We start from the raw sequence: 25028 nt of genomic DNA on the forward strand, positions 1-25028 counted from the left end.
CGTTCGCGGGTCGGGCATTTGGATCGATCAAAGATCCGCTAGGGTCGAGTGGTGCGAAGAGCGAAGATTGTCTGCACCCTCGGCCCTGCGGTGTCCACCCCGGAGGCCATCCGTGAGCTCGTCGACGCGGGGATGGACGTCGCCCGGCTCAACATGAGCCACGGCGAGCACGCCGACCACGAGCGCAGCTATCACCTCGTGCGCCGGGCCAGCGACGAGTCCGGCCACGGGGTCGGCATCTTCGCGGACCTCCAGGGCCCCAAGATCCGGCTCGGCATGTTCGCCGACGGGCCGGTGCGGCTGGAGCCGGGCGCCACGTTCACGATCACCACCCGCGACGTCCTGGGCGACCAGCACCAGTGCGGCACCACCTACGCCGGGCTCCCGGGCGACGTGAAGACCGGCGACCCGCTGCTCATCGACGACGGCAAGGTGCGCCTGCGGGTGACGGCGGTGCAGGGCACCGACGTCGTGACCGAGGTGATCGTCGGCGGCAAGGTCTCCAACCACAAGGGCATCAACCTGCCCGGCGTCGCCGTGTCCGTGCCCGCACTGTCGGAGAAGGACACCGCCGACCTGCGCTGGGCGCTCAACCTCGGGGTCGACTTCATCGCGCTCAGCTTCGTGCGCAACGCGGCTGATGCGGAGGACGTGCGCGCGATCATGCGCGAGGAGGACATCTTCGTCCCGATCATCGCCAAGATCGAGAAGCCGCAGGCGATCGAGAACATCGACGAGATCGTGGACGCCTTCGACGGCATCATGGTCGCCCGCGGCGACCTGGGCGTCGAGTGCCCGCTCGAGGACGTGCCGATCCACCAGAAGCGGATCATCGACAAGGCCCGTCGCAACGCCAAGCCCGTCATCGTCGCCACGCAGATGCTCGAGTCCATGATCACGGCCCCTGCGCCGACGCGCGCGGAGGCCAGCGACGTCGCCAACGCCGTGCTCGACGGGGCTGACGCGGTGATGCTTTCCGGCGAGACCAGCGTGGGGGACTACCCCGTCATCGCCGTGCAGACGATGGCCCGGATCGTCACCTCCACCGAGCGGCACGGCCTCGGCCACATGGCTGCAGTGACCTGGCAACCCCACACGCGCGGCGGCATCATCGCCAAGGCGGCGGCCGAGGTCGCCGAGTCGGTGGGTGCGGCCTTCCTGGTGGCGTTCACAGTGAGCGGTGACTCCGCCAAGCGGCTCTCGCGCTACCGCGGACCGATCCCGATCCTGGCCTTCACCCCCGAGGCCCGCACCCGGTCCCAGCTCTCGCTGACCTGGGGGGTCGAGACCTTCCAGGGCGCCGAGGTCGAGCACACCGACGAGATGGTGCGCCAGGTCGACGAGGCCCTGATCCACATCGGGCGCGTCAAGGAGGGTGACCTCGTGGTCATCATCGCCGGCAGCCCGCCCGGGATCCCGGGCTCGACGAACGCCCTGCGCATCCACCGCATGGGTGATGCGATCAACGGAGCCGCGCCGGCCTATCGACGTACGTCGTGAGCTAGGTCTTCGGGCCGATCAGCGCGTCGAGGCGACCGACTGCCTCCCGGCGCGACACGGAGATGGTCCACGGACCTGACCTGCGCCAGGCGACGTCGACCAGGTCGAGCGCCCAGCAGCAGAGGTCGCGGATGTCGTCGGAGCGGTTGCTGAACTGCCAGCGGGGATAGTCGTAGCGACGCTTCTCCCCACCCACCATCCGCGTCGCCCAGTTGTGCACCCGTGCGCCGTCGGAGTGGAAGAGACCTCGCAGGAAGTCGGCCGGGAACGCTGTCACGATCTCCGCCTGCCACTCCTCGAGCACGATGGGTCGGTCGTGCTTGCGGCCGGGACCGTGCTGGGGGAAGAGGCAGGGCCAGTGCTTCCACGAAACGGTGGAGACGACGCATCCGGGCACAATCCTGGTGTGGGGTCGCGAGCCGGGCTTGACCGCGCGCATCAGCATCAAGATCTCTGCATTGAGACGCTCGTACGTCAGATCGTTGTAGACGTGCAGGTTGTAGACGTTGCGACGTCCCTTCGAGATGTAGCCATCGCCGAGATACCAACCGAGCAGTTCTGAGTATGCCGCCGGATCCAGCGGGCCCTCGTCGCACCGAGGACACGGCGGAGCGAGGTGCTGCTGTCCGCGCTCCTGCCCGCGACGTTGGTAGAGCCGGCGCCAACGTCGGATCGTCTTGACTGCCACGCCGTGGAGCTGTGCATTGTCGGCGTCGCGCATGCCAGCCGACGACGCAGCGAGGGCGCTGTCGACGACGGACTGAGGGCGGACGTGGGGCACAGCCTCATGTAAGAGGTCGCCACCGACATCAGGGTGCCGGGTGTGGGATTCGAACCCACACGCCCTTTCGGACAATGGTGTTTGAGACCATCGCGTCTGCCATTCCGCCAACCCGGCTGGGGAGCGAGGAAACCGTACCCGACTAGCCTTGGCGTCGTGACCGACCCCGCCGCCACGAGCATCCCGAGCCCCGCCGTACCCCGTCGCGTCGTCATCGCCGAGGACGAGGCGCTGATCCGGATGGATCTCGCCGAGATGCTGGGGGAGGAGGGCTACGACGTCGTCGGCCAGGCCGGCGACGGCCAGAAGGCGATCGAGCTCGCCCAGGAGCTCAGGCCCGACCTGGTCATCCTCGACGTGAAGATGCCGATCCTCGACGGCATCGCGGCCGCCGAGCAGATCGCCGGCGAGCGGATCGCGCCGGTCGTCATCCTCACCGCCTTCTCGCAGCGCGACCTGGTGGAGCGGGCGCGGGACGCGGGTGCCATGGCCTACCTCGTCAAGCCGTTCACCCGCACCGACCTGGTGCCGGCCATCGAGATGGCCGTGAGCCGCTTCGAGGAGGTCACGGTCCTCGAGCGCGAGGTCGCCGATCTCCAGGACTCCTTGGCGACCCGCAAGGCCGTCGAGCGGGCCAAGAGCATCCTGCAGGCGCAGCTCGGACTCAGCGAGCCCGAGGCATTCCGGTGGATCCAGAAGACCGCCATGGACCTCCGCCTGTCCATGCGCCAGGTGGCCGAGGGCGTCGTCGAACACGGCCCGGGACGGGATTGATCCCCGTTCTGCGGGACCTGGCCCCAAACTCTTCAGTCACAAATGCATCACGGCCGGAGGAAGTTGGTGCCTGAAGGGTGATTCAGGGCACATCGATGATGCTAGGTTTCGCTCCACCCGACCCGTGCAGGACCCCTGCATGGCCCCAAGTAAGACGGAGGACCAATGTTGCGAACCACGAGGCCCAAGCGCGCAGTGATCGCGCTCATCGCCACGGCGGGGCTGACTCTGAGTGCCTGTGGCACCACCGACTCGGGCGACGGTGGCGACAACGAGGCAAGCAGCGGCGGCGCGGCGTGTGACCTGACGCTGGCTTTCTTCGGCCCCCAGACCGGCCCCGCGGCCGGACTCGGCGAGCCCATCATCAACGGGGCCCAGCTGGCCATCGACCAGTACAACGAGGACGCCGAGTGCGAGGTGGCCTACGAGCAGATCGACTCGCAGGGCAGCCCCGACCAGGCGCCGTCGCTGGCCACCGAGGCCGCCGGCAACGAGGCCATCATCGGCATCGTCGGTCCCGCGTTCTCCGGTGAGTCTGCGGCCGCCGGTCCGATCTTCGCCGAGGCCGGTCTCCCGACCGTCAGCCCGTCGGCCACCAACCCGGCCCTGGCCGAGAACGGCTGGGACACCTTCCACCGGGCGCTCGGCAACGACGCCACGCAGGGTCCGGCCGCCGCGAAGTACATCCAGGACACCGTCGGTGCCAAGGCTGTCTTCGTCGTCGACGACGCCTCCGAGTACGGCGCCGGCCTGGCCGACATCGTCAAGGAGAACCTGGGCGACCTGGTCGTCGACGACGACACCATCCAGGCTGCGCAGACCGACTTCAGCGCCACCGTGACCAAGGTGCGCTCGTCCAAGGCCGACGCGGTCTTCTTCGGCGGCTACTACGCCGAGGCGGCGCTGATCGTGCGCCAGCTGCGTGACTCGGGCTACAAGGGCGAGTTCATCGTGGCCGACGGCGTCAAGGACCCGGGCTACCTCGACGGTGCCGGCGACTCCGCCGAGGGCACCATCATCACCTGCCCGTGCATCCCGGCCGAGGACCCGGCGGTCGCCGAGTTCGCGTCCGCCTACGAGGCCGAGTTCGGTGGTGCTCCGGGCACCTACGCCGCGGAGGCCTACGACGCCGCCCAGATCTTCCTGGACGGCATCGCCGAGGGCATCGACAACCGCGAGGACATGCTGGCGTTCGTCAACGACTACGACGCAGCCGGCGTGACCAAGCAGCTCTCCTTCGACGAGACCGGTGAGCCTGCCGACGTCCACGTCTACGCCTACACGGTCAAGGGCGGCGAGATCGTCTCCGACCAGGAGATCAAGTAGTCCGAGACGCATTGACATCGGTGTAAGAAACTGCGGCCGGGGGGTCCTCCTCCCGGCCGCAACCTTGCTCAACCTTGCTCAACCTGTGGCCGAGGAGGCCTGGTGAACTTCGACTTCCTGTTCAACAACTTTGCCGAGCTGACCGTGACCGGACTGGCGTTCGGCGCCATCTACGCCCTCATCGCCCTGGGCTACACGATGGTCTACGGCGTCCTACAGCTCATCAACTTCGCTCACTCCGAAGTCTTCATGTACGGCACCTTCGCGGCCCTGTGGACCACGATGCTGCTCGTCGGTGACAGCAGCGTCAGCACGATGAAGGGCATCGGCGTCCTGTTGCTCGCACTGGTGGCCGCGATGGCCATGTCGGCCACCATCGCCCTGGTGCTCGAGCGCGTCGCCTACCGTCGGCTGGTCAAGAACAACTCTCCCCGTCTCATCGCGCTGATCTCAGCGATCGGTGCCTCGTTCGTGCTGGCCGAGCTGATGGGCCTGCGTGATCGCATCGCCGGCTGGTTCGGGCTCGAGGACGACCTCCAGCGCTACGTCGCCGGCGCCCGGATCAACCGGAGCATGCCCAACGTCCTGGACAACAAGCAGCTCTTCCCGATCGGTGACTACCAGGTCACCTCGATCGACGTGCTGGTGATCGTGTCCGCCATCGTGATGATGGTGGTCCTCGACCAGTTCGTACGCCGCTCGCGGCTCGGCCGCGGCATCCGCGCCACCGCACAGGACCCCGAGACCGCGGCCCTGATGGGCGTCAACTCCACCCGCGCGGTGCAGATGACCTTCCTGCTCGGCGGGCTCATGGCCGGTGCGGCGGCCTTCCTGTACATGTTGAAGATCGAGACGACGAAGTTCGACGTCGGTTTCACCCTCGGCGTCAAGGCCTTCACCGCCGCCGTCCTCGGTGGCATCGGCAACCTGCGTGGCGCCCTGGTCGGCGGCCTGATCCTCGGTGTGGCCGAGAACTGGGGCTCCGCGCTGTTCGGGTCGGAGTGGCGAGACGTGGTGGCCTTCGTGATCCTGGTCGTCATCTTGTTGTTCCGCCCGACCGGAATCCTGGGTGAGTCGCTCGGAAAGGCACGCGCATGAGCAAGACACCTGCAGTGAAGAAGCTCACCGGCAGCCTCGGTGAGCGAGTGGCAAGCCTCCCCAAGCCGGTGAAGATCGGCCTGTGGGTCGCGTTCGCTGTCCTCGCCTACGCCCTGCCCCTCCTCGAGCCGCCGTTCATCTCGCCGCCCGGCACCGACTTCGGCGGCGTGCTGTTCACCGTCACCATCTACTGCCTGGTCGCGCTCGGGCTCAACATCGTGGTCGGCTATGCCGGCCTGCTCGACCTGGGCTATGTCGGCTTCTACGCCGTCGGCGCCTACACCGCCGCGATCCTGACCACGTTCCACGCCAACTGGCCGCTCCTGCTGGCGCTGCCGATGGCGGTCCTGGCCTCCACGATCTCCGGTGTGCTGCTCGGCTGGCCGACGCTGCGCGTGCGCGGCGACTACCTGGCGATCGTGACCCTGGGCTTCGGCGAGATCATCCGGCTGGTCGCGGTCAACACCGAGTGGCTGGGTGCCTCCAAGGGCATCAACGACATTGCCCGCCCGCCGGGCAAGGCGCTGTTCGAGATCCCGCACCTGAACTGGGAGAGCGGTGTCCCGCTGCTGGACTTCAACGACACCACGAAGTTCATCGAGTTCGGGGTGCTCGACCAGATCCCCTACTACTGGATGGGCCTGACGGTCGTCATCCTGGTGCTCTTCGCCGACCGGTTGATCAAGGACAGCCGGGTCGGCCGCGCCTGGGAGGCGACCCGCGAGGACGAGGACGCCGCCGAGCTGATGGGCGTCCCGACCTTCCGGTTCAAGCTGCTGGCGTTCGCGACCGGTGCCTTCATCGGTGGTCTCGCCGGAGCCCTCTACGCCAGCCGGCAGTCGTTCATCAACCCGCTGTCGTTCCTGCTGCTGTTCTCGATCATGTTCCTGGCCGCTGTCGTCATCGGTGGCCAGGGCAACCGCTGGGGTGTGCTCGTGGGCGCCGTGGTGGTGGCCTACCTGCCCGAACGGTTCCGCGAGTTCACCGACTTCCGGGTGCTGGTCTTCGGCGCCGCCCTGATGGCGCTGGCCATCTTCCGTCCCGAAGGCTTGTTGCCCCCGCGCCGCACGGTGCGGGCCAAGCAGTCCGAGGCTGAGATCGAGGCGCTCGAAGAGGGCGCCGAAGGAGAGGAGACGTCCCGTGTCTGACGACACCACGCAGAGCCCGGGCCGACGCGTCCTGGAGATCAAGGATCTGACCTTGAAGTTCGGTGGCCTGACGGCCCTCGACGAGGTGACGTTCCACATCAACGAGGGCGAGATCCTCGGCCTGATCGGTCCCAACGGCGCGGGCAAGACCACGTGCTTCAACGCGGTCACCGGCATCTACGCGCCCACGAGCGGCGACATCGTCTTCGAGGGCTCCTCGATCGCAGGCCGCAAGCGCTACCAGATCGCGCGCCTCGGCATCGCCCGGACCTTCCAGAACATCCGCCTCTTCAAGTCGATGACGGCGCTGGAGAACGTCCTGGTCGGCGCCGACGCCCAGCACTCCACCGGCATGGCGAGTGCGCTGTTCCGACTCCCCAAGCACCGTCGTGAGGAGCGGCACGGACACGACCGGGCGATGGAGGTGCTGAAGTTCATGGGTCTGCACCGCAACCCCGACGAGCTCGCGGCCAACCTGTCCTACGGCGACCAGCGGCGCCTGGAGATCGCCCGGGCCATGGCCACCGGTCCCAAGCTGATCTGCCTCGACGAGCCGGCCGCGGGGTTCAACCCGGCGGAGAAGGTCCAGCTGATGGAGCTGATCAAGCGGGTCCGCGACGAGGGCTACACCGTGCTGCTGATCGAGCACGACATGAAGCTCGTCATGGGCGTGACCGACCGGATCGTGGTGCTCGAGTTCGGGCGCAAGATCGCCGAGGGCAAGCCGTCGGAGATCCGTGACAACCCGGCGGTCATCGCCGCCTACCTGGGAGTGGATGAAGAAGATGCTTCTTGAGGTCGAGAACCTGTGCGTCAACTACGGGCACATCGAGGCCATCCGTGACATCTCGTTCGGGGTCAAGGAAGGCAGCATCACCAGCCTGATCGGCGCCAACGGCGCCGGCAAGACGACGACGCTGAAGACGATCTCGGGGCTGCGCAAGGTGCGGCAGGGCAAGGTCGTCTTCGACGGCAAGGACATCACCCACCTGCCTCCCTACGAGCGGGTCAAGCTCGGCATCTCGCAGTCGCCCGAAGGTCGCGGCTGCTTCCCGGGCATGACCGTGCGCGAGAACCTCGACATGGGGGCCTACGTCCGCAACGACCGACGCAGCGCCGCCTACCTGAGCGACCTGGACCGGGTCTTCGAGCTCTTCCCCCGGCTGAAGGAACGCATCAGCCAGACCGCCGGCACCATGTCCGGTGGGGAGCAGCAGATGCTGGCCATCGGTCGGGCCCTGATGGCCAAGCCGCGGCTGATCCTGCTGGACGAGCCGTCGATGGGCCTTGCGCCCAAGTTCATCCAGCAGATCTTCTCGATCATCACCGAGATCAACCACCAGGGCACCACGGTGCTGCTCGTCGAGCAGAACGCCGCCCAGGCGTTGAAGCGCTCGGACTCGGCTCACATCCTGGAGACGGGCGCGATCGTCCGCTCCGGCACCGGACGCGAGCTCGCGGGGGACGACTCCGTGCGGGCGGCCTACCTCGGTGGCGACGTCTGAGCCGGAGCTTCAGCACACTCCGGCGTGGGCGCCGAACACGGCGCTCGCGGCGGACACCTCACCTGACACGGGTCATCAGGTCAGCGTAAGGTCATCGCACATGGCCGAGAACCTTCTCGGCACGGGGGACGCAGTATCACGGGGCTGATCCTATGGAGTTGAGCATGAGCAGGACCTCGGTCCAGGTGCGGGCAGCCGCGACGGCTGACGCGCCGGCGCTGCGTGAGTTGTGGACGGACATCCTGCGTCGCGGCAGCGCGGCGGAGCAGGAGGCCGACGTCCTCAGCGTCATCGAGGGATGCGCCGACCGCGACGACCGCTGCATCGCCGTGGCCGAGCTCGACGGGCGGGTGGCGGGCGCGGTCTTCCTCGAGGCGACCACCCTCACGCCGCTCAACCTCGACTCCGCCGTGCTGGCCGTCTCGCCGCACGTGCTGCCCGAGTTCCGTCGCCGCGGTGTCGGTACGGCGCTGATGGATGCCGCAACCCGGTTCGCCGAGGCCCACGGCATCGCCACGGTGGCGACTGCCGCGATGGCCAACTCCCGCGACGCCAACCGCTTCATGGCCCGGCTCTCGCTGACGCCGCAGGCGACGCTGCGTGCCGCCAGCACCTCCGCCGTACGCTCCAAGCTGTCGGGGCGACGCTCCGCGACCCGCAACCGCGGATCACGCCAGATCGACAAGGTCCTGGCTGCTCGGCGACTGGGCCGCGAGCACGTCGCCTCCTGAGCGACCTCAGGGCTTGTCGAGGAGTGCGCAGGTGATGCGCGACGTGCAGACGCGCTTGCCCTCCTCGTTGGTGATGACGACCTCGAAGGCAGCCATGCTGCGACCGAGGTGGATCGGTGTGGCGGTGCCGGTGACCGTGCCCGACGTCGCCGCGCGGTGATGGGTGGCGTTGATGTCGACGCCCACGGCGATCTTGTCGGGAGCGGCATGGATCGCGGACCCGATGGAGCCGAGGGTCTCGGCCAGCACCACGGACGCGCCGCCGTGCAGGAGGCCGTAGGGCTGGGTGTTGCCCTCGACGGGCATCGTCGCCACGATGCGCTCGGCCGAGATCTCCGTGATCACCAGGCCCATCTTCTCGTTCAGGGCACCCATGCCCTGCGGCATCATCGCCACGAACTCGTCGATGGTGAGGCCCGTGGTCGGCAGCTTGAGGTCGCTCATGGAGGCATTGTGGCCGACCCCCGGTCGCTCGGCGTCGTCGGTGCCGGCGGATAGAGTCGCGTCGTGTCCGACACGAGCGCCGCCCCCACCACGACTCCAGCCCGCCTGCTCCTCCTCGACGGTCACTCGCTGGCCTACCGCGCGTTCTTCGCGCTGCCGGTGGAGAACTTCTCGACAGCCTCGGGCCAGCACACCAACGCCGTCTACGGCTTCACCTCGATGCTGGTCAACGTGCTGCGCGACGAGGTGCCGACCCACGTCGCCGTGGCGTTCGACAAGTCGCGCCAGACGTTCCGGCTCGAGGAATACCCGGAATACAAGGCAAAGCGCAACAAGACCCCCGGCGAGTTCAGCAGCCAGCTGCCGCTGATCCAGCGGGTCCTCGACTCGCTGCGCATCCAGCACCTCGAGCTCGAGGGCTACGAGGCCGACGACATCATCGCCACCCTCGCCACCCAGGCTCTCGCCGAGGGCATGGAGGTCCTGATCCTCACCGGTGACCGCGACTCCATCCAGCTCGTCACCGAGAACTCCACGGTGCTCTACCCCATGCGCGGGGTCAGCGACCTCGCCCGGCTCACCCCCAACTACGTCGAGGACAAGTACGGCGTCCCGCCCTACCGCTATCCCGAGCTCGCGGCCATCGTGGGGGAGACGTCCGACAACCTGCCGGGCGTGCCCGGCGTCGGCCAGGGCTATGCCGCGAAGTGGATCAACCAGTTCGACGGGCTCGACAACGTGATCGCCCGCGCCGACGAGATCACCGGCAAGAAGGGCGAGGCGCTGCGCGCCCACCTCGGCGACGTGATCCGCAACCGTCACCTCAACGCGCTGATCCGCGACCTGACCCTGCCGGTGCGCCCCGGCGAGACCGTCCGCCAGCCGTGGGACCGCACGGCTGCGCTCGAGCTGCTCGACGAGCTGGAGTTCCGCGGCGAGCTGCGCACGCGGCTGATGGACACCATCGACCCGGCCGCCGGCGACGAGATCGACGAGTCCGGCTTCGAGCTCGACGGTCAGCGGCTGGCGTCCGGTGGCGTTGCCGCGTGGCTGGCGGAGCACGCCAGCGACGGGAAGCGGGTCGGCGTCGCCGTACAAGGCAGCTGGCGGGCCGGCACGGGCGAGGTCGTCTCGGTCGCCCTGGCCGCCGGTGCCAGTGCCGGGGCCTGGATCGATGTCACCGAGATCTCGCCCGAGGACGACGCAGCGCTGGCCGGCTGGCTGGCCGACGCGGCCCTGCCCAAGGTCATGCACGACGCCAAGGGCCCCACGCTCGCCCTCGCGGCGCGCGGCTGGGAGCTGCGCGGGCTGGCCGTCGACACTGCGCTCGCGGCCTACCTCGTCCAGCCTGACCAGCGGTCCTACGACCTCGCGGACCTGACGCTGCGCTACCTCAAGCGCGAGCTGCGCCAGGACACCGGCGATGCCGACCAATTGAGCTTCGACACCCTGGACGACACCGGCGCCAGCGACGTCGCGATGCTGACGGCGCGCGCGATCCTCGACCTGGCCGATGCCCTCGACGACACGGTCGAGGAGCACGGCGGCACCACGCTGCTGGCCGACGTCGAGCTGCCGCTCGTCTCCACGCTGGTGCGGATGGAGCAGACCGGCATCGCGGTCGACACCGACTACCTCGAGGGGCTCGAGTCGGAATTCGGCGACCAGGTCAAGGCGGCCGCCGCCGACGCCTACGACGTCATCGGCAAGGAGATCAACCTCGGCTCGCCCAAGCAGCTGCAGGTGGTGCTCTTCGACGAGCTCGACATGCCGAAGACCAAGCGCACCAAGACCGGCTACACCACCGACGCCGACGCGCTGCAGTCGCTCTACGAGAAGACCGAGCACCCGTTCCTGCAACACCTGCTGCGCCACCGCGACGTCATCCGGCTGCGCCAGACCGTCGAGGGGCTGCTCAAGACAGTCGCCTCCGACGGGCGGATCCACACGACGTACAACCAGATCATCGCCGCCACCGGGCGCCTGTCGAGCACCGACCCCAACCTGCAGAACATCCCGATCCGCACCGAGGCCGGTCGTCGCATCCGCGAGGGGTTCGTGGTCGGCGACGGCTACGAGTCCCTGATGACGGCCGACTACAGCCAGGTCGAGATGCGGATCATGGCCCACCTCTCCGAGGACGCACTGCTGATCGAGGCGTTCCGCTCCGGTCACGACTTCCACTCGATCACGGCCGCGCGGGTGTTCGACATGGACGCCGACGCGGTCGGCACCGAGGAGCGCGCCAAGATCAAGGCGATGAACTACGGCCTGGCGTACGGCCTGTCGGCGTTCGGGCTCTCGCAGCAGCTGCGCATCGAGCCGTCCGAGGCCCGCGGGCTCATGGACGAGTACTTCGAGACCTTCGGCGGCATCCGCGACTACCTCGGCGGGATCGTCGACGAGGCGCGCCGATCCGGCTTCACCGAGACGATCCTGGGCCGGCGCCGCTATCTGCCCGACCTCACCAGCGACAACCGGATGCGGCGTGAGACGGCTGAGCGGATGGCGCTCAACGCGCCGATCCAGGGCTCGGCAGCCGACCTGATCAAGGTCGCCATGCTGAACGTGGAGAGGGCGATCCTCGAGCAGGGCCTGTCGTCACGGATGCTGTTGCAGGTCCACGACGAGCTCGTGTTCGAGGTGGCGCCGGGGGAGAGCGACGCGCTGGCCACGCTCGTGCGCGAGCAGATGGGCCAGGCGGCCGACCTCGCCGTGCCGCTCGACGTGTCCGTCGGGACCGGCCGCAGCTGGCACGACGCCGCGCACTAGGACTGGAGCGTCGTGGTGGCGGGTTCCGCGGGGGCGGGCGCGCCGTCGCGCAGGAACCACGCGCTGACTCCCATCAGGACGAGCAGCAGCGCGACGTCGACCAGCACGACGGTCGTCACCAGGCCGAGCACGGTCTCGGTCGTCAGGCCGACCGCGACCAGGGTCACCAGGGCCAGCCACACGACGTAGACCGAGCGCTTGCCCTGGCGGGCGAGCACCGAGTAGACGAGCAGCTGGATCATCGAGAGCAGCGTGCCGAGGATGGCGAAGATCCACAGGCGGGGCTCGACCTCGGCATACTTCACGCCGCCGGCGAAGCGGATGGCGATGCCCGAGAGCAGCCAGGCGGCGAGCGTGCCGACCGTGCCGAGCGCGGCGACGAGGGACAGGCTCACGACCAGGGCCTTGCGGCGCCCGCTGCCGGTGGCCATCGTCGGGAAGGCGACGATCACCACGAACTGCGGCAGGAACAGCATCGCCTTCGCGAGGATGAGCCCGCCGGCGTAGAGCCCGGACTCGTGGTTGGACAAGACGTTGCGTGCCACGACGATGTCGACGCTGCTGAGCGCGAAGAACGCGAACAGTGCCTGGCCGTTGCTGATGCTCTCCTTGAGCATGGCCATGCCGGTGTGCCCGGCGGCCTCGTCGCTCGGGTGGCGCCTGTTGCGCAGCGCCCACCAGCCGACCAGCACGGGTGCCCAGAAGCTGATGGCGATCCCGGCCAGGGCCCAGAGCTCCGTCGGACGCCAGGCGATGAAGGCGGTGCCGATCACCAGCCGGGGGACGCCGGAGGCTATGTAGAGCAGGCCGAGCGCCGCCCAGCGCCGCTCGCCCTGCAGGATCCCGGCGAAGCCGCCCACGATCGTCAGCGGCACGGTCGAGAGCGCGATGAGCAGGGCGACGCCGATGTGGTCGAGGTTGAGCAGGCGCTGGATGGCCGGGCTCAGCACGAGCATGATGACGCCGAGTGCGGCGGCGGCGCGGTAGGTGACGCGCAGGATCGAGTGCTCGATCTGGGCGACGTGCTGCGGGTCCGCGGAGATGCGTCGAGCGGCGGTCGCCTGCAGCCCGAGCGCGCCGACGCTGATGACGAGCAGCACGTTGAGCGAGGCCGCGACGGCGCCGTACGTCTCGGTGCCGAGCAGGTCGGAGCCGAGCAGCACGAAGCCGTAGGTCGCGACGTTCATGATCGCCATCGACACCGCGATGCCGGAGCTGCTGTTGGCGATGCGTTCGACCGCGACTCTCATTCCCACGCGGGCGAGCCTAGATGGTGCTTCGCTCCGAGTTGTCATGCGGCGTGCGCGGCCGGTCAAGGTCACTGACACAAACATTGCGTGCGCATAGCTACTGAAGGGTATATTCGTGCGATCGCCCGTCTGGGGTGATCACGTGGTCAGGGAGGCCACGGCACTGGGAGGACTGTTATTCGCATGCGCAAAACTTTGTTTGCCGGGGTGTTGCTGGCTGCATCAACCGGCCTCACGATCATCGTGGGGGAGACATTCGACCTCGAACTCGAGGCGGTCGCCCTGCTCGGGATGACGGCAGGCGCCATCGTCGCGCTGGTGCCGGACGCCACCCCGCCCCGGCGCCTGGGCGCTTACGCGCTCGGCTTCGTCGCGGGCCTAGTGTCATATCTGGTTCGCGCCGGCCTGATGCCGGACACCTCGACGGGGCGTGCTGGGGCGGCTTTCCTGGCTGTTCTCCTGTGTGTCGGCCTCGTCGCTCTGAGCGCTGGGCGGCTCCCATTGTGGGCAGCCCTTCTGGGCGCGGGCAGCTTTGCCGGTGCATACGAGTTCACGTACGCCGCAGCACCGCCACAGGTCCTCGACACGTCGATCAGCACCGGCACGGCTCTGGGGCTGTGCGTAGCTGTGGGATTCCTCGTGACTGCCTGGCTGTCGGACACAGCTGAGCCTTCGCCGCCGACCCGCGACGCAGAAGACGAGAGCCGGACCCGGATCGACGACACGATGGAGATCGCAAAGTGAGCGCGAACATGTACGGCGGAGCCGGGCCCCGACGAGCGGGCGCCGTGGTCGCAGGACTGACGACCCTCGCGTTGATGACGCTCTCATCCGCACCTGCTGCCTTCGCGGCCGATGGTGACGTCGAAGTGGTCAACACCGAGACCGTGCAGGTCTACCTCGACTCACATGGTCAGATCCAGAGCCAGCGCGTCTATGAGCAGCTCACGTTGACTGGCCAAGGCAGCGTCGATGTTCTGAACCCGATCGAGGAATCCGGTCTCCGTAACCTCGATGGATTCTCGGGCTACGACGTCGAGGATGGGCTCCAGCAGGTCAGCGTCGATGTCGACGGAGTCGAGCGCCTTCGCTCCGTCAGTGACTACGACGGTGACCTTCCCCTTCAAGTGTCGGTGGAGTATCGCCTCGACGGCGAACGGATCGACCCTGACAACCTCGTGGGCGCTGACGGTGCACTGGAGGTCGAGTACACGGTCCGCAACGTGACGTCCAGCCCACAGGAGATCAGCTACCCGGACGGCAAGGGTGGCACCGTCACCGAGACCGCCGAAGTGCCGATTCCGATGGTGGGTTCGTTGAGCACCGTCGCTCCCGCGAACTTCACCGAGGTGACCTCGGGGCAAGCCAACATGGCTGGCGACGGCAAGGGCGGCACTCGCCTCTCGTTCACGATGACTCTGTTCCCGCCCCTCGGCTCCGACGAGGTGTCGTTCGGCTACACAGCCAACGTCACTGATGGTGTCGTGCCGGGCGCCTCCATCTCCGCGCTCCCGGTGAACCCGCTCGAGAGCCCCACGTTCCGGACGGCGGGTGACAGCTACAAGTCGGGATCTGACACCGGCGTCAAGCTCGCCGATGGCGCGACGGAGATCGACACCAACCTGCTGCGTCTGCGCGATGGTGCTGGAGAGCTCCTGGCCGGGTTGATCCAGCTCAGCGACGGCGCGGACCAGCTCAATGCCGGTCTCGCCGGCGAGGCCGCGCCGGGCGCGGCGCGGTTGGCGTCCGGTGCGCTGGAGCTTGACGGCGGCCTCGGCAAGATTGACGAGGGCGCCGGGAAGCTGGCTGACGGTGCACAGCGACTGCGCGTCGGTGCGGGCAAGCTGGACGACGGTGCGGGCAAGCTGTCCGCGGGAGCGGGCGAGCTGAACGCCGGTGCCAGGAAGCTCAACACCGGCGCAGGCCAGCTTGCCACGGGCACGGGCGCGGCGCTCACGGGAAGCGAGAAGCTCGAGGACGGGCTGAAGCAGATCAGCGGTGGGCTGGGAACTCTCGCCGACAACAGCACCGGTCTGCCGACGGCCGTCGCCGGAGTCGACACACTGCGCACAGGCGTGAACCAGATGCTCGCCGGATTCGGGTCCACGACGCAGGACGGCACTCTGCTCTTCGGGCTGAACAGCCTGGAGGCCGGTCTCACGGTGCTGGAGGGCGGCGCCACCCAGCTCGCGGGTGGGCTCGGTCAGCTGCGCGGCGATGCCGGCGTGCTCGCCGACCCGACCGACGGGAGCGGTCTCGCCAAGGCGCAGAACGCCACGGACGCGATCAAGGCAGGACTCGACTTGGCCCTGGCGCCCGCCAACGGGCCGATGCAGCCGGGCGGCGGATTGGAGGAACTGCGCATGGGGCTGGAAAGCGTGCGCACGACCTTCTGCGCCACGCATCCGACCCTCGCACCACAGTGCACTGGCACCGTCAATGCGTTGATCGATGGAGTAGCTGCCAGTCGGACCGACCTCGGGCAGGCTTCGGGAGGGCTCGGGCAGGTCTCGGTCGGTCTTGGCGATGCGCTGGCCGGACTCGACACGAAGCTGATCCCCGGCGCCCGGCAGATCGCGGGTGGATTGACGGCGGCCAAGGCTGGTGCCACGAAGACGAAGGCTGGCGCGATCGCCCTCCGGGACGGCACGGCGAAGGTCGGCGGTGGACTCGATCAGCTCAAGATCGGCCTGACCAAGGCCGTGGCGGGTGTCCTGCAGCTTTCGTCCGGGGCGACAACGGCCTACACCGGTTCGGGTGCGCTGACCGACGGCCTCGTCAAGATCGACGGTGGAGCCGGTCAGCTCGCTGATGGCAGTGGCCTCCTGGCTACAGGCGCGGGCAAGCTCGCTACTGGTGCGGGCAAGCTGGCGGACGGCACCGGCCAGCTGCGCGCGGGCTCGGGCGAGCTCGCCGCCGGTGCAGGTCAGCTCGCCGACGGCACGGGCAAGGCCAAGGACGGCTCGGGTCAGCTCGCCGCTGGAGCCGGCCAGCTGTCTGAGGGGCTGGGCGACGCGGCCGATGGGTCGGGTCGACTGTCGGACGGTCTGCACCGGGCGGCCAGCGGTGCCCCTGCCCTCCGGGACGGTGCGACACGCCTTTCCACGGAAGGGATGTCGCAGCTGATCGAGGCGGGTCGGGCGACAGCTCAGGACTACGGCAAGCTCTACGCCGTGATCGGGGCCGGTGCCGAGCGTGCCGACACCGAGCGAATGGCCTACGGCGCACCCGAAGAGGCTTCGGGCATGACGGCCTACTCGTTCGAGCTGCTGGGTGACGACGGTGAGGGTGGACGCAACATCCAGCGAGGCGCGGCGGGTCTGCTGCTCCTCGGTTTGGGGCTGGGGGCGCTCGGCCTGCGCCGCCGCTTCGCCTGACGGATCAACCGACGGCGGTGTCGCTCTGTGAGCGGCACCGCCGTTCGGTGTGCTCAGACCAGGTCAGCCACGAAGATCGCGGTGCCCGGGGTGAGCAGCCCTCGCGTCCGTGACCAGCCGCCCCAGACACGGTCGTGGTCGGCAGGCCACTCGGGCTCCACCAGGTTGGTGAGCACGAACCCGCGGGCGGCCAGGAGCCGCACCCAGTCACCGAGGGTGCGGTGGTGCTCGACGTACGACACGACGCCGGACGCGTCGTCGATCTCGACGTAGGGGGTGCGGTCCCAGTAGGACTGCGAGGCGGTCAGGCCGCCGACCCCCGGGTCGTCAGGGAACATCCACCGCGTCGGGTGGGTGATGGAGAAGGCGAACCGGCCGCCTGGGCGCAGCACGCGGGCGGTCTCGTCGAGCGCCTGCTCGATGTCGGCGACGAACTGCAGGGCTCCGAACGAGCAGAAGACGATGTCGAAGGAGTCGTCCGCGAAGGGGAGGTGGGTGGCGGTCGCCAGGACGGAGGGCACCGGGACACCGGTGTTCTCGTCGAGGCGACGACTGTGCTGGAGCTGGCGGTGCGAGAGGTCGAGGCCGATGGCTCGCCCGCCGTGGGTGCGGACCCAGCGCGAGCACTGTCCGGCACCCGATCCGACCTCGAGCACGTCTCGGTCGGCCACCGGGCCGAGGACCTGCAGGTCGGCCTCGGTCTGGCCCTCGGGCCCCCACACGAACCCGGCGTCGCCGAGGAAGCCCCCGTGGGTGGCTTGGTACTCGTCGGCGTAGCGGTCCCAGTCGGGGCCGTTGGCCCTGCGCGACTCGTCCTCGTCCACGGACCGGCGCTCGACCCGGACGGACTGCGGCAGATGATCCACGGGCTGACGGTATCCCTTGCTCGGCAGCGAAGTGCGAGGACCGCCCATCGGCGTTCGATGGGCGGTCCGTCGGCACACGTGCAGTTCGGCTGTCAGCCGCGGGTGTCGTCAGGCCCGGACTTGATGCGGGTCGGGTCGGACCCGAAGCGCACCTCGCGGCCGTCGCTGGTCCCACCGGTGTCGGTGTCGCACAGCATCGGGCTGGTCTTGCGACGCTTCCACTTCTTGTTGCGACGGCCCGTGCGCTCGTCACCGTCGGTGAGCTTGTCGCGGTCGGTGTCGGCCTTGGCCGGGTTGCTGCGGACACGGCCGATGTTGACCGTCTTGCCGTTGCGCTTGACGACGACGCGCTGCTTGATCCGATAGCCCTTGGCCTCGACGCGGTCGTTGATCTTGTCGCCGTCGGTGTCCTTGGAGAGCGGGTTGGTCTTCACGAAGATCGACCCCCGCGTGCGCGTGCGGCAGGCCTTGAAGGGGCCCTTGATCCGGATGCCGCTGACCTCCTGGCCGTCGGTGAGCCCGTCGCCATCGGTGTCGGGGTTGTTGGGCTTCGTGCCCAGGTCCTTCTCGGTCTCGTTGGACACGCCGTCACCGTCGTCGTCGGGGTCGCACTCCACGCCCCCGGCAGGAGCAGTGGCACGCACCGACATGGGGGCGAGCGAGATCTGCAGGTCGGCGATCGGCGTCGTCGCGGCCATCAGGTCGACGTCGACGCGCAGGAGGGCCTGCGAGCTACCGGCTGCGAGCGCACCAGCGCTCTGGTCGGTGAAGTTGAAACCCGTCACGGTGACGCTCGTGTTGAGGCCCGGGACCACGATCGGGATCGACACCGGCGTCCCGTTGAGGGGTACGGCGATGGCCTGCCCCGAAGCCGGCACCACCTGGATCGTGGGCGGCGAGTCGTAGGCGACCTTGCCCTTCGTGCCGTCGCTGTGGGCACGCAGCACCACGGGACTGGTCACCTTGACGACCGCCTGGCCACCGAACAGGGAGACGTCACCCACTGAGGTGGTCGTCACGGACTCGACGTCCGACCCACCGATCTTGTCGTCGACGAGCTGGGTGGTCGCGCGAGTGCGCGAGGCGCCGATGGAGGCGATGTGGGCGGGCGCACCGGGCACCGCGGAGAGGTCGCCGACCACGGCCGACGCGAGGGTCGTCAGCGCGTCCGAGTAGGTGCGGATCCCCTTGACCGCGGCGGGGCAGCTCGATCCGGTGCCGTAGTCGGCCGACACGGTGCCGACGAGGAGGCCGGGGGTGATGAGCGGGTTGGCCGGCACCGGGAGGAGGTTGCGACTCGTGGGCCCCGAGCGCGGGGCGGCGGTGGCCGTCACCCGGTCGATCGGCAGCGGGACCCGGCCGAGCAGCAGCTCGGCGTCCAGGTTGGCCGAGGTGGCGCGGACGTTGTCGCGCGGCAGGGTCGGGTCGACGGCGCCGCTCGAGCGGCCGACAGCGAGCTTGGCCGGCGAGCCTGCGGTCCCCAGCTCGCTGCCGACGGCCACCACGTCGGAGAAGGCCGAGGCGGTGAACGCGGGTGGCTTGGCGTCCGGTGGGGCGGCGGTGCTCGGTGCGGTGCTGACGACGGCACCGAGAGCCGGGACCAGCAACAGGCTGGAACAGATGGCGAGGCTGGAACGACGCGTGCGCATGAGATGTCCTTTCGTCCGGAGACGGCACCGCCTCGTCGACCCTGGTCGGTCGCGGTGGGTCCCCGGGCTTGATGCAAACGACCCCGATGATCGTCCGACACCGGTCCAACGACGGAGCTCGATCGGTGTCACGCCTGCACGAGCAGGGGCCGAGGGATGGGCGGAAACTGAGCGCTGGGCGCCGGACCAAGGTCCGACGCCCAGCGTTGGTGCGGAGAGGAGCCGGTGATCAGCCGCCCAGGGGGAAGCCCCTGCTGGCCATCCGCGATTTCAGGTCGTTCGGGCCCGACGTGATGTTGGTCGGGTCCGATCCGAGCTTGATCTCACGGCCGTCACTGACACCGCCGCGGTCGGTGTCGCACTTGGTCGGGTCGGTCTTGCGGCGCTTGAACTTCTTGTTCGCCGACCCCTTCTTCTCGACCTTGTCCTTGATCCGGTCGCGGTCGGTGTCGGCCTTGGTCGGGTTGGAGCGGGTCTTGCCGATCGTGATCTTGTCGCCCGAGCGGGTGACGACGACGACCTGCTTGATCCGGTAGCCCTTGACCTCGCGGCCGTCGGTCAGCCCGTCCTTGTCGGTGTCCTTGACCAACGGGTTGGTCGTGACCCGGATCTTGTTCTTGACCCGCTTGCCACAGACCTCGAAGCGCTCCTTGATGGTCATGCCGAGGACCTCGGGACCGTCCTTGAGCCCGTCGTTGTCGGTGTCGGGATCCAGCGGGTCGGTCTTGGTCGTGTTCACTTCCTGACCGTCCTTGAGCCCGTCACCATCGGTGTCCGCCTTCAGCGGGTCGGTGCCCGTGCCCTTGTCCGGACCGGCGCCGTCGTGGTCGACCTCCTGGCCGTCGGTCAGGCCGTCGTTGTCGGTGTCGGGGTCGTCGGGGTTGGTGCCGGCCGGAGTCTCGTTGCCGTTGGGCAGACCGTCGCCGTCACGGTCCGGGTTGCCCGGGTTGACGGTGAACGTCACCGTGTCGGCAGGCGAGGTGTTGCCTGCGGCATCGGTGGCGGTGGCGCCCAGGGTGTGCGGGCCGTTCGAGAGCGGCGTGGTCGGGGTGCAGCTCCAGTTGCCGGCCGCGTCGGCCACGGCGGTGCAGATGACCGTCGAGCCCTCGGTCACGGTGACGGTCGAGCCGGGCTCGGCCGTGCCGCTGACGGTGGGCGTGGTGTCCTCGGTCGAGCTGCCGTCAGCAGGCGAGGTGATCACCGGGGCCGCCGGAGCGGTCGTGTCGCCGGGGTCGGGCGCGGCCACCGTGAAGGTGACCGTGTCGGTGGCGGTGTTGCCGGCCGCGTCGGTGGCGGTGGCGGTGAGGGTCTGCTCCCCCTCGGGCAGTGCGGTGGTCGGGGTGCAGGACCAGTCGCCGTTGATGTCGGCGGTGGCGGTGCAGACCACGTCACCATTGGCGTCGGTCACGACGACTTCGGCGCCGGGCTCGGTGGTGCCGGTGATCGCCGGGGTGGCCGTGTCGACGGTGGAGCCTTCGACGGGTCCGGTGATGTCGATGCCGCCGTCGACGAGTGAGTCGACGGTGAAGGTGACCGTGTCGGTGGCGGTGTTGCCGGCCGCGTCGGTGGCGGTGGCGGTGAGGGTCTGCTCCCCCTCGGGCAGTGCGGTGGTCGGGGTGCAGGACCAGTCGCCGTTGATGTCGGCGGTGGCGGTGCAGACCACGTCACCATTGGCGTCGGTCACGACGACTTCGGCGCCGGGCTCGGTGGTGCCGGTGATCGCCGGGGTGGACGTGTCGACGGTGGAGCCTTCAACCGGGGAGTCGATCGTCACGTTGGTCGAGGTGTCGGCGACGAGGCACTCGATCCCACCGAGCGGGGCGACCGCCGTGGTGTGGAGAGGGAGTACGCCGATGTCCGCCGCGGCGAGGCTCGCGCCCGTGACCCCATCTGTGAGCGAAACCTGGATGGACAGCACAGAAGCAACCACGCCTTCGGCGGTCGCGTCGCTGTCCAGGTCGTTCATGGTGTGGGCAGTGAGGGTGATCGTCGCATTCGCGAGCGTCAGCGGAATCTCGATCGTCTCGCTGCCGCCGGGTACGTCATTGAGGTTGATGGTCTCGTCGACGACCCCGTCGACGTCGTTGTCGATGGCGAGCTCGACCAGCGGGTCGTTGTAGACGGACGTGCCAGTGGTCCCGTCGGAGGTCGACGTGAGCAGGGCGTCGTTCACGGTCGCGGTGATGGCCGGGAATCCGTTGACCTGGAGCACCTCCACAGGGGCGGTGGAGCCGGTGGCGGTCGAGACCAGAGTGGTCCCCACACGCTCGGTGGTGCCGGTGGTCAAGGACGCCCCCAGCTCGACGAGATTGACTCCTGTTCCGCTCAGGTCCAGGGCGCCGATCGTCGCACCCTCGGTGAGGTCGACCGAGGAGTGCGTGTAGACCGTGCCGTCGGGCAGACATGAGGCGTCGCCCGCCCAGTGGGCCTCTGCCTCGGCGTTCATCACGCTTGCGTCCAGCAGAGGCGCGAGCGGTACGGCAGCGAGCGTCCCGGTCTGGACGTCATCGCCTGCGTCGGGACCGGCGACCTGAGCCACGACAGACTCGGGGGTTGCACCCGGGGTGCCGGCGATCGCACCCTGGAGGTTGGACGCCTCCGCATACACACGCGGTGACGCCATGCTGTCAAGGGCTGTCCTCGAGTGGCCGAGCTCGCCGGCCAACAGGGACGACGTAGCCACAGACACCTCCCTGATGGCAGCGATGTCGCTGTGGGTGGAGCCGGAGTACGAGGCGGGCAGCTGTTCGGCGGCGGCCGGCGCGGCCAGCGAAACCGCTGCGAGCCCCGGCACCAGCGCCAGGGTCGTGAGCGAGGCCAAGACACTTCTGAAGCGAGGTTTCGCCACGATGGTTCCTCTCGGTTGTGCAGCCGTCCCGATGAGAGCTGCTTATTGAACGAACGGCTTCTCGGTGGTCCCGTGAGTCGTCCACTGCAAATATCTGGGCAAACGTCCAAGAACGGGGGCAGATCTCGCGTGTTGGCGAATATCGGACGAACTGGTCTAGACCGATCTGGCCTGCGGCCCACCCAGCGAGGTGGACCGCTGGCCATCCCGGGGTGAGAGTTGTGGGCAGGAGCCGGGACCCAGAGGCCTCCCAGTTGGACGTGCCCTTCGGCACCCGCGTAGTCTCGGGCGTGCGCCAGAGGTCTGCCTGCGTCCCATACGGAGCGGACTCTCGCTCGTCATCTCTCATCGGTGGTGAAACCGGCTTCTGCGCGTGTCCGAACGACTTCTATCCATCCAAGGAATCACTTCCCTTATGACGAGTACCATCTCCGCTCTTCCCGATTACGACGCGCCCCAGGTCGCGATCAACGACATCGGTTCTGAAGAGGACTTCCTCGCGGCCATTGACGCGACCATCAAGTACTTCAACGACGGCGACATCGTCGAAGGCACCATCGTCAAGGTCGACCGTGACGAGGTCCTCCTCGACATCGGTTACAAGACCGAAGGTGTCATCCCGTCCCGCGAGCTCTCGATCAAGCACGACGTCGACCCCTCAGAGGTCGTTTCCGTGGGCGATGTGGTCGAGGCCCTCGTTCTCCAGAAGGAGGACAAGGAAGGCCGGCTGATCCTGTCCAAGAAGCGCGCACAGTACGAGCGCGCCTGGGGCACCATCGAGCAGGTCAAGGAAGAGGACGGCGTCGTCGAGGGCACCGTCATCGAGGTCGTCAAGGGCGGCCTCATCATCGACATCGGTCTGCGCGGCTTCCTGCCTGCGTCGCTGGTCGAGATGCGTCGCGTCCGCGACCTGCAGCCCTACGTCGGCCAGGTCCTCGAGGCCAAGATCATCGAGCTCGACAAGAACCGCAACAACGTGGTCCTGTCGCGCCGTGCCTGGCTCGAGCAGACCCAGTCCGAGGTTCGCCACGGCTTCTTGACCCAGCTCCAGAAGGGTCAGATCCGCAAGGGTGTCGTCTCCTCCATCGTCAACTTCGGTGCGTTCGTGGACCTCGGCGGCGTCGACGGCCTCGTGCACGTCTCCGAGCTGTCGTGGAAGCACATCGACCACCCGTCCGAGGTCGTCACCGTGGGTGACGAGGTCACCGTCGAGGTCCTCGACGTGGACATGGACCGCGAGCGCGTCTCCCTGTCGCTCAAGGCCACCCAGGAAGACCCGTGGCAGCACTTCGCCCGCACCCACCAGATCGGTCAGATCGTGCCCGGCAAGGTCACCAAGCTGGTGCCCTTCGGTTCGTTCGTCCGCGTCGAAGAGGGCATCGAGGGCCTCGTGCACATCTCCGAGCTGGCCGAGCGCCACGTGGAGATCCCCGAGCAGGTCGTCCAGGTCAACGACGACGTCATGGTCAAGATCATCGACATCGACCTCGAGCGTCGCCGGATCTCGCTGTCGCTCAAGCAGGCCAACGAGACGGCCACGGCCGCTGACGTGGAGGAGTTCGACCCGACCCTCTACGGCATGACCGCGACCTACGACGAGCAGGGCAACTACGTCTACCCGGAGGGCTTCGACCCGGAGACCGGCGAGTGGCTCGAGGGCTTCGACGACCAGCGCGCCGTCTGGGAAGAGCAGTACGCCAAGGCTCACACTCGCTGGGAGGCTCACGTCAAGCAGCAGGCCGAGGCGAAGGTTGCCGAGGCCGAGGCCAGCGAGGCGACGTCCTACTCCTCTGGTGGCGACGACCTCGCCGAGACCGGTGGCGACACCGGCACCGGTGGCGGCTCGCTCGCGTCGGACGAGGCGCTCCAGGCGCTTCGCGAGAAGCTCACGGGCGGCCAGGCCTGAGGGTCTGACGCTCCACTTCGAACGGCCCACCGGCTTGCCGGTGGGCCGTTCGGCATTTCCGACGCGGATCAGGCCAGGAGTGCGGGCAGCTGGTCGCGACGAACCTTCCCGGTGGCGGTGAGCGGCAGCTCGGCCACGTGCACGTACGTCTTCGGTCGCTTCGCCGGAGCCAGTACGGCGACCGCGTGCTCGCGCAGGTCGGCCTCGGTCGCCGTACCCACGACCGCGGCGCAGACGCGCTGGCCCCAGGCGGGATCGGGCATCGCGAAGACACCCACGTCCTCGACGCCGGGCACCTCGCGCAGTGCGTTCTCGACCTCGAGCGGATAGACGTTGACGCCGCCACTGATGACCAGGTCGTCGCGGCGCCCGTCGAGATGGACGTAGCCGTCGGCGTCGATGCGACCGACGTCGCCGACGGTGAAGGCCGGACCGGCGGGGGTCTCGCGCCAGGCCTGCGCGGTCTTCTGGGGATCGCCGAGGTAGGTGAAGCGGGCGTGCGCAGGCACCACGCACCAGAGCCGGCCCTCGTCGTCGACGGTGATCGAGCGACCGGGGCGGGCGCGGCCCACGCTGCCGGGGTGGGTGAGCCACTCCTCGGACCGGCAGGCGGTGAACTGTCCTTCGGTGGACCCGTAGAACTCCCAGGTCGACCCGGCCGGGAACGTCTCGATCAGGCGGTGCTTCACCGCCACCGGGCAGGGGGCGCCGGCGTGCGCGACGAGCCGGAACGACGACAGGTCGGGAGTGCCGAACTCGTCCCAGTGGGCGAAGAGTCGCTGGAGGTGGGTCGGCACGCAGAACATCGTGGTCGGTCGCTCGGTGCGGATGCCGTCCGTGACCCGCTCGGGGTCGAAGCGTCCCGGCACCACGATCCGGCCGCCGGCGAGCAGCGTGCCCATCGCGAACCGCAGCGGCGCGGAGTGGTGGAGCGGGCTGAGCACGAGGTTGACGTCGTCGGGGGAGAAGCCCCACAGGTCGCGTTCCTCGGCGAGGAGGGCCTCGGCGTCCGAGCGGGTCAGCAGGCCGGAGAACACGCCCTTGGGAGTGCCG

The 25028-nt window shown here is 68.6% G+C and carries 20 protein-coding genes and 1 tRNA gene; 12 read left to right on the forward strand and 9 right to left on the reverse strand.

All coding sequences use genetic code 11. The annotated features are described in order from the left end of the window. Positions 1 to 51 precede the first annotated feature (51 nt). Positions 52 to 1500: a pyruvate kinase gene (gene pyk / locus CF8_RS11990; protein WP_036492986.1), complete on the forward strand. Its 1449-nt coding sequence runs from the start codon at positions 52 to 54 to the stop codon at positions 1498 to 1500. 1 nt (position 1501) lies between these two features. Here pyk and CF8_RS11995 read toward each other — a convergent pair whose 3' ends face one another. Together CF8_RS11995 and CF8_RS12000 are read right to left on the reverse strand one after the other, a co-directional pair. Further along, positions 1502 to 2281 carry a hypothetical protein gene (locus CF8_RS11995; protein ID WP_036490866.1) on the reverse strand — a complete coding sequence of 260 codons (780 nt, stop codon included), beginning with the start codon at positions 2279 to 2281 and terminating at the stop codon, positions 1502 to 1504. A 34-nt stretch (positions 2282 to 2315) separates the two neighbouring features. Continuing rightward, positions 2316 to 2398, reverse strand: a tRNA-Leu gene (locus tag CF8_RS12000). Positions 2399 to 2437: 39 nt separating this feature from the next. Here CF8_RS12000 and CF8_RS12005 point away from each other — a divergent pair. From CF8_RS12005 to CF8_RS12035, 7 genes are all read left to right on the forward strand, one after another. Further along, the gene (locus CF8_RS12005; RefSeq protein ID WP_010833383.1) at positions 2438 to 3055 is read left to right on the forward strand and encodes an ANTAR domain-containing response regulator; all 618 of its coding nucleotides are present in this window, start codon (positions 2438 to 2440) and stop codon (positions 3053 to 3055) included. 165 nt (positions 3056 to 3220) lie between these two features. Beyond that, positions 3221 to 4381, forward strand: a complete 1161-nt coding sequence (locus CF8_RS12010) for a branched-chain amino acid ABC transporter substrate-binding protein (protein ID WP_051204205.1) — start codon at positions 3221 to 3223, stop codon at positions 4379 to 4381. A 102-nt stretch (positions 4382 to 4483) separates the two neighbouring features. Next, the gene (locus CF8_RS12015; RefSeq protein WP_010833385.1) at positions 4484 to 5479 is read left to right on the forward strand and encodes a branched-chain amino acid ABC transporter permease; all 996 of its coding nucleotides are present in this window, start codon (positions 4484 to 4486) and stop codon (positions 5477 to 5479) included. Further along, positions 5476 to 6627 (forward strand): branched-chain amino acid ABC transporter permease, encoded by a 1152-nt coding sequence (locus tag CF8_RS12020; protein ID WP_051204206.1) that lies wholly within the window; start codon positions 5476 to 5478, stop codon positions 6625 to 6627. The genes CF8_RS12015 and CF8_RS12020 overlap by 4 nt, the downstream gene beginning before the upstream one ends. After that, positions 6620 to 7423, forward strand: a complete 804-nt coding sequence (locus CF8_RS12025) for an ABC transporter ATP-binding protein (protein WP_010833387.1) — start codon at positions 6620 to 6622, stop codon at positions 7421 to 7423. Before CF8_RS12020 ends, CF8_RS12025 begins: the two co-directional genes overlap by 8 nt. Continuing rightward, complete coding sequence (locus CF8_RS12030; protein ID WP_010833388.1) at positions 7413 to 8132, forward strand: ABC transporter ATP-binding protein; 720 nt, start codon at positions 7413 to 7415, stop codon at positions 8130 to 8132. The genes CF8_RS12025 and CF8_RS12030 overlap by 11 nt, the downstream gene beginning before the upstream one ends. A 164-nt stretch (positions 8133 to 8296) precedes the next feature. Then, positions 8297 to 8863, forward strand: a complete 567-nt coding sequence (locus CF8_RS12035; protein ID WP_036490869.1) for a GNAT family N-acetyltransferase — start codon at positions 8297 to 8299, stop codon at positions 8861 to 8863. Positions 8864 to 8869: 6 nt separating this feature from the next. Here the strand turns inward: CF8_RS12035 and CF8_RS12040 are convergent, their stop codons facing one another. Next, the gene (locus CF8_RS12040) at positions 8870 to 9307 is read right to left on the reverse strand and encodes a hotdog fold thioesterase (protein ID WP_010833390.1); all 438 of its coding nucleotides are present in this window, start codon (positions 9305 to 9307) and stop codon (positions 8870 to 8872) included. 63 nt (positions 9308 to 9370) lie between these two features. Between CF8_RS12040 and polA the strand changes: the two genes are divergently transcribed. After that, positions 9371 to 12079 carry a DNA polymerase I gene (polA, locus tag CF8_RS12045; RefSeq protein ID WP_010833391.1) on the forward strand — a complete coding sequence of 903 codons (2709 nt, stop codon included), beginning with the start codon at positions 9371 to 9373 and terminating at the stop codon, positions 12077 to 12079. Here polA and CF8_RS12050 read toward each other — a convergent pair. Next, positions 12076 to 13329 carry a polysaccharide biosynthesis protein gene (locus CF8_RS12050; protein WP_051204207.1) on the reverse strand — a complete coding sequence of 418 codons (1254 nt, stop codon included), beginning with the start codon at positions 13327 to 13329 and terminating at the stop codon, positions 12076 to 12078. The genes polA and CF8_RS12050 overlap by 4 nt on opposite strands. A 183-nt stretch (positions 13330 to 13512) precedes the next feature. Here CF8_RS12050 and CF8_RS12055 point away from each other — a divergent pair, with 183 nt between their 5' ends. Beyond that, positions 13513 to 14073, forward strand: a complete 561-nt coding sequence (locus CF8_RS12055; protein WP_051204208.1) for a hypothetical protein — start codon at positions 13513 to 13515, stop codon at positions 14071 to 14073. A gap of 161 nt (positions 14074 to 14234) precedes the next feature. On the opposite strand, the gene CF8_RS22570 is transcribed toward CF8_RS12055, so the two are convergent. Further along, entirely contained in the window at positions 14235 to 14693 is a 459-nt protein-coding gene (locus CF8_RS22570) for a hypothetical protein (RefSeq protein ID WP_198016832.1), read from the reverse strand. A gap of 150 nt (positions 14694 to 14843) precedes the next feature. Between CF8_RS22570 and CF8_RS12060 the strand changes: the two genes are divergently transcribed. Then, positions 14844 to 16706, forward strand: a complete 1863-nt coding sequence (locus tag CF8_RS12060) for a hypothetical protein (RefSeq protein WP_198016833.1) — start codon at positions 14844 to 14846, stop codon at positions 16704 to 16706. A gap of 53 nt (positions 16707 to 16759) precedes the next feature. On the opposite strand, the gene CF8_RS12065 is transcribed toward CF8_RS12060, so the two are convergent. The 3 genes from CF8_RS12065 to CF8_RS23490 form a co-directional block, all read right to left on the reverse strand. After that, positions 16760 to 17572 (reverse strand): class I SAM-dependent methyltransferase, encoded by an 813-nt coding sequence (locus tag CF8_RS12065; RefSeq protein ID WP_036490873.1) that lies wholly within the window; start codon positions 17570 to 17572, stop codon positions 16760 to 16762. Positions 17573 to 17664: 92 nt separating this feature from the next. Beyond that, positions 17665 to 19221: a binary toxin-like calcium binding domain-containing protein gene (locus tag CF8_RS12070; protein ID WP_010833396.1), complete on the reverse strand. Its 1557-nt coding sequence runs from the start codon at positions 19219 to 19221 to the stop codon at positions 17665 to 17667. Between the two features lie 229 nt (positions 19222 to 19450). Then, positions 19451 to 22042: an Ig-like domain-containing protein gene (locus CF8_RS23490; RefSeq protein ID WP_010833397.1), complete on the reverse strand. Its 2592-nt coding sequence runs from the start codon at positions 22040 to 22042 to the stop codon at positions 19451 to 19453. A gap of 442 nt (positions 22043 to 22484) precedes the next feature. Here CF8_RS23490 and rpsA point away from each other — a divergent pair, with 442 nt between their 5' ends. Beyond that, a complete protein-coding gene (gene rpsA / locus CF8_RS12080; RefSeq protein WP_010833398.1) occupies positions 22485 to 23975 on the forward strand; it encodes a 30S ribosomal protein S1 in 1491 nt (496 codons plus the stop codon). A 68-nt stretch (positions 23976 to 24043) separates the two neighbouring features. On the opposite strand, the gene CF8_RS12085 is transcribed toward rpsA, so the two are convergent. Beyond that, positions 24044 to 25028, reverse strand: a 985-nt coding sequence (locus tag CF8_RS12085; RefSeq protein WP_036490876.1) for a class I adenylate-forming enzyme family protein, incomplete at its 5' end; no start/stop codon positions are given.

The sequence above is a fragment of the Nocardioides sp. CF8 genome (assembly GCF_000389985.1).
Lineage (GTDB): Bacteria > Actinomycetota > Actinomycetes > Propionibacteriales > Nocardioidaceae > Nocardioides > Nocardioides allogilvus.